Source organism: Catenibacterium sp. RTP21428st1_D7_RTP21428_210409 (genome assembly GCF_040227455.1).
Taxonomy (GTDB): domain Bacteria; phylum Bacillota_I; class Bacilli_A; order Erysipelotrichales; family Coprobacillaceae; genus Catenibacterium; species Catenibacterium mitsuoka_A.
Genome location: NZ_JBEHVX010000130.1, coordinates 1 through 4,701, shown reverse-complemented (window position 1 = coordinate 4,701; position 4,701 = coordinate 1). Strand labels below are relative to the sequence as shown.

The 4,701-nt window shown below is 33.2% G+C and carries 5 protein-coding genes; 1 reads left to right on the top strand and 4 read right to left on the bottom strand.

Annotated features, from left to right (window positions below; all coding sequences use genetic code 11):
- Positions 1–73 precede the first annotated feature (73 nt).
- Entirely contained in the window at positions 74–1,327 is a 1,254-nt protein-coding gene (locus tag ABUA27_RS12210; protein ID WP_129982381.1) for a methionine gamma-lyase family protein, read from the top strand.
- 33 nt (positions 1,328–1,360) lie between these two features.
- On the opposite strand, the gene ABUA27_RS12205 is transcribed toward ABUA27_RS12210, so the two are convergent.
- From ABUA27_RS12205 to ABUA27_RS12190, 4 genes are all read right to left on the bottom strand, one after another.
- Positions 1,361–2,107, bottom strand: coding sequence for an SDR family NAD(P)-dependent oxidoreductase (locus ABUA27_RS12205; RefSeq protein WP_129982307.1), 747 nt, complete (start codon positions 2,105–2,107; stop codon positions 1,361–1,363).
- Positions 2,108–2,127: 20 nt separating this feature from the next.
- Positions 2,128–2,685, bottom strand: a complete 558-nt coding sequence (gene efp / locus ABUA27_RS12200) for an elongation factor P (RefSeq protein ID WP_006504282.1) — start codon at positions 2,683–2,685, stop codon at positions 2,128–2,130.
- An 84-nt stretch (positions 2,686–2,769) separates the two neighbouring features.
- Complete coding sequence (gene pnuC, locus ABUA27_RS12195) at positions 2,770–3,999, bottom strand: nicotinamide riboside transporter PnuC (RefSeq protein ID WP_303353179.1); 1,230 nt, start codon at positions 3,997–3,999, stop codon at positions 2,770–2,772.
- Positions 4,000–4,097: 98 nt separating this feature from the next.
- Positions 4,098–4,445, bottom strand: coding sequence for a helix-turn-helix domain-containing protein (locus ABUA27_RS12190; protein WP_349820816.1), 348 nt, complete (start codon positions 4,443–4,445; stop codon positions 4,098–4,100).
- Between the last annotated feature and the right edge of the window lie 256 nt (positions 4,446–4,701).

Sequence of the window (4,701 nt, the reverse complement as noted above, 5' to 3'; positions counted from 1 at the left end):
GAGTTTTGGGGGATTTGAGTTTGGTTATATATTTGTGTCCGCGCAACGAAGGCGCGGGGAAATGGAGGAAATTATGATATTAGAACAAATAGATGAAAACTTATTAAAAATTGCGAATGAATCTGATGTTGCATTAAAAGACATTTATAAAAAGATCGATGATGTTTGTTTCTATAACTCAAACAGAATTCTTTCAGCATTTATTGAGAATAATGTCAGCTATTCTGATTTTGCGGACATGAATGGATATGGCAGCTATGATTCAGGAAGAGATAAGCTAGAAGCTATTTTCGCAACTATTCTTGGATGCGAAGATGCATTAGTGAGACCACAGATCATGAGTGGTACCAATGCGCTTTATTTAACTTTATCTGCTTTACTTAAGCATGGTGATACAATGATTTCATTATCTGGAGCACCTTATGATTCTTTACAGGAAATGATTGGTATTTCAGGAGAATCTAGTCAGTCATTAAAGGCTCATGGTGTATCTTATGAACAGATTGATTTAGTTGACAATGATTTCGATGATGATAAAATCGTAGAACGTTTAAAGAAGAATGATGTTAAACTTGTAGAAATCCAGAGATCTAAGGGTTATTCTTCACGTTTATCTTTAACACTTTCTAAGCTTGAACGTATTATTACTAAGATCAGAGAAGTAAATAAGGATGTTATTATCATGGTAGATAACTGCTATGGTGAACTTGTAGAAAAGAAGGAACCAGGACATATCGGTGCTGATATCGTTGTAGGGTCTTTAATGAAGAATCTAGGTGGAGGTATTGCACCTACTGGTGGTTATATTGCAGGTAGAAAAGATTTAATCTTTATGTGTGCTGAAAGATTAACTGCACCTGGTATTGGTAAAGATCTAGGAGCTAACTTCAACATGAATAATACATTCTTCAAGGGGGTGTTTATGGCTCCTAATGCAGTAAAGAACGCTTTAAAGAGTGCTGTGTTTAGTGCTTATATGTTAGAAAAGTTAGGCTTTAATAATGTATCTCCAAGATATAATGAAGAAAGAACTGATATTATTCAAACATTAGAACTTGGTACAGAAGAAAACCTAGTGAAGTTTACACAGGCTATTCAGAATAGTTCTCCAATTGATTCATTTGTTGCCACTATGCCTGCACCAATGCCTGGTTATCCTCATGATGAAGTAATGGCTGCTGGTACATTTACTTCTGGTAGCACAATTGAATTAAGTGCAGATGCGCCTGTTGTTGCACCTTATACACTTTATATCCAGGGTGGTTTGACATTAGAATATAGTAAACTTTCTATTCTATTCGCCCTTACAAATGTTTTAAAGAAATAACACGAAAGGTCCTGATTGATTTCAGGACCTTTTTTAACAGCTGCCTTTCTGGCCGCCATCTATTCTTATAATTGTATTGTTGATGAAATTGGCTTCATCACTAATAAGAAACTTCACAAGATAAGCCACTTCCTCTGGTTTACCATAACGGTTCACCATAATCTTTTCTTGTTCCTCTTTTAAGAATTCTTCATCATATCCATCTAGTTCATTGTCTGTTCCAATGAATCCTGGTGCTATAGCATTCACATTAATATATGGCCCATATTCAAAGGCAAGATTATGTGTTAATGAGATTAGTGCCGCTTTAGAGGCATCATAATCAATACACATTGGATAATAAGTATTTATACCATTGGTAGAAGAAATATTAATAATACGTCCATATTCCTGATCAAGCATATGTCTATAGACACGCTTACTACAATTAAATGCCCCTACGACATTGACATCCAATGTCTTTCTAAACTCATCTGCTGTCTTAAGATGAAAGAGATTGGATAAATCAACAGCAGCATTATTAATAAGAATATCAACACCACCCCATTTTTTCTCTATTAAAGAAATCATAGCATCCACTTCTTCTTCCTTTGATACATCCGCTTGAATAATCATCACACGTACATCATAATTCTTTTTAATCTCTTCTTCTAATAAAGCCGCTGCTTTATTAGAAGTAAGGTAGTTGATCACTACATCATAATGGTTTTTCGCAAGTTCTAATGCGATGGCTTTCCCTATCCCCTGAGCACCACCAGTTACAAGTACAACTTTATTCATATGTGAAAAAAGAGCTTATATTAAGCTCTTCCTGCGTATTTTCCATCAGATGAGAAGACAACGATTTCTTCGCCTTCTTCAATAAACTGAGGTACTCTTAATGTTAGACCAGTATTAGTGACAGCATCCTTAGTCTGGTTAGATGGTGCACCTTTAATAGCTGGGTCTGTCTTAGCAACAGTTAATTCAACTTTTTCTGGGATAGATACAGATAATAAATCACCTTCAAAGAACATAAGAGATGCTTCTCTTCCTTCTACGATGAAATACTTATTGAATCCAATCTGTTCTTCTGATAACTCATAAGTATCATATGTTTCCATATCCATGAAATAATAAGTAGAATCAGCTTCATATGAGTACTGTGCTGTTTTCTTTTCAATGTTAGCAGCTTCGAATTTTGTTGAAGCGTTGAAGTTTCTGTCTTGTGTAGAACCAGTTTTTAGGTTCTTCATCTTAGTCTTTAAGATAGCAGCACCTTTACCAGGTTTTACATGTTGGAAGTCTAAAACAACCCAAGGATCGCCATCAACGATTAATGTAAGTCCAGTTCTAAAATCTCCTGCAGCAATTGCCATAATAATCACTCCTGTTTCTATATGTTTTTTACGTTCCTATTGTAGCAGTTTTATAAGCTACTCTCAAGTTATAGAGAAATTTAATTAGAATAAAGATAGTTTTTCGTTTGTTTTCTGGTGTTCTCTAATATATTTAGTCCATTTAATATAACCATAAGTTGTATTAGTGAAGTAACCAAGTTTAAGAATTAATAATACATATTGTCCAGATAGGATGTTAATAATCGCTTCTAAAGCAGCACAGATATACCATGCAATCCACTGTTCTCTTAATCTGAAGAAGATAAATAAACCATTCGCAATACCTACGGCAGAAGCACAGGCATCAATATAAATGATCCATGTTTCTAATGTCTTATTTGTATAGAAATCAGTTGCAATATCTAAACCACTGATGAAATAACCAACAACGACAGTCCATACAAAGATACCTACAATAACAAGTACTTCCTGGTAACCTTTTAGTTTTCTTACCATTGTTAATTCATCTTCTTCTTCATCTTTATGCTTAGACCAGTTGATATAACTGATGATATCAATTGGAAGCCAGAAGAATAATGTAGTCACCATTGTTGCAAAACGATACATTAATACAATACACATTGCGATTTCCGCAATTTCTACAGCAACAGATACTAAGAAGTTGTAACGAGACTGTTTAGAAATGAGTAATTCACATAAGATATTTAAGAATGTATCTAAAAGATACAATAACATGATAACAATACCATTAACACCATTTGCACTTTCTTCTGGGAATGCAACAGCGAAAATAGTAGCAAGTACCATGATAGTCATGAACCAGCTCTTTTCATATGTTGTAAACTGTTTAGAGAATAACAACATCAAAGCCAATGATAAGCTTAAGATAAATAAAGAAGATGCAAGGTTAAAGATATACATAGTCTTATTTGCCATGACCTGCTTATAAGAATTTTTAACTTCTTTCTGACTCACATCTTTGTGATCAAAGTATAAGTCAGTTCCATTACTTGTCTTGAATTCATAAGCAGTAATAGTCTTATTCTTTAACTGTGTATATTCTTCATAAGAATAAGAAACAACAAGCTGTTTGTCACCTTTACTATATGTAACATCACATACTGTGTTGTCTGAACTATAGTCTTCATCCTGTGTATTTCTTTTCATTACAATGCTTTGTACATAATCCACTTTACCAGGATTAGAATGTACTTCTTTAAGACCTACACAAAGAGAAATAATTGAACCTAATACTAATGCAATAAGAACAATAATTTCAGCTGTTCTTAATTTCTTTCTAGGTTCGATGTTGTTTTTAAAAAATTGAATCATACTACAAACTCCCCTTAAATTTTAAAATCAGTATTTAAAAAAAATACTTCACAATTATAATAAATAATCACTTAAAATGGTAGGTATTTTTGTAAAGTTTATCGTATTTCTTTCAACATTTCTTCAGGTGTAATATCAAATAGATTTGCAAGCGCTATAAGATTAGTTGTACTTGGATCAGAAGAACCATTTTCCCATTTAGAGACTGCCTGTCTTGATACACCAAGTGTTTCTGCCACAAATTCCTGAGTCATCTGACATTCCATGCGTTGCTTTTTAATCACACCTCCTAGTGTTTTTACATACTCCTCTTTTTCTTTACGTACAGGCTTTGACTTAATATATTTTCTTAAGGCGAAAATAAGCAAATAAACGACATAGATGATGACACTCCAGATAATAAGTGCAGGTATAAGCGCCATTAATAACATTAATGAAATTTTCATTTTTATTTCCCTCCTCACTTCAAATATAGCTTAATATCGTTAGTTGCACTATCAACTATCAAGCAACTACGAATAATTTAACGTCATTCTATGTTCTTATTAATAAATCAATCTCCTTACAAGGTAAAATAAAAACCGACTGTATTAAAGTTGGTTTCAAATCAGCCTCAATATATAGGTGCAAAAGTCAATATAAAAATGTAGGTTTAGGACAATATAAGAATGTAGGTTTTCCTACATTCTTATATTGTCTTTT

Excerpts from the sequence above, each read along its gene's own strand:
- ABUA27_RS12210 (WP_129982381.1), top strand. The coding sequence starts at position 74 with ATGATATTAGAACAAATAGATGAAAACTTATTAAAAATTGCGAATGAA.
- ABUA27_RS12205 (WP_129982307.1), bottom strand. The coding sequence starts at position 2,107 with ATGAATAAAGTTGTACTTGTAACTGGTGGTGCTCAGGGGATAGGGAAA.
- efp (WP_006504282.1), bottom strand. The coding sequence starts at position 2,685 with ATGGCAATTGCTGCAGGAGATTTTAGAACTGGACTTACATTAATCGTT.
- pnuC (WP_303353179.1), bottom strand. The coding sequence starts at position 3,999 with ATGATTCAATTTTTTAAAAACAACATCGAACCTAGAAAGAAATTAAGA.
- ABUA27_RS12190 (WP_349820816.1), bottom strand. The coding sequence starts at position 4,445 with ATGAAAATTTCATTAATGTTATTAATGGCGCTTATACCTGCACTTATT.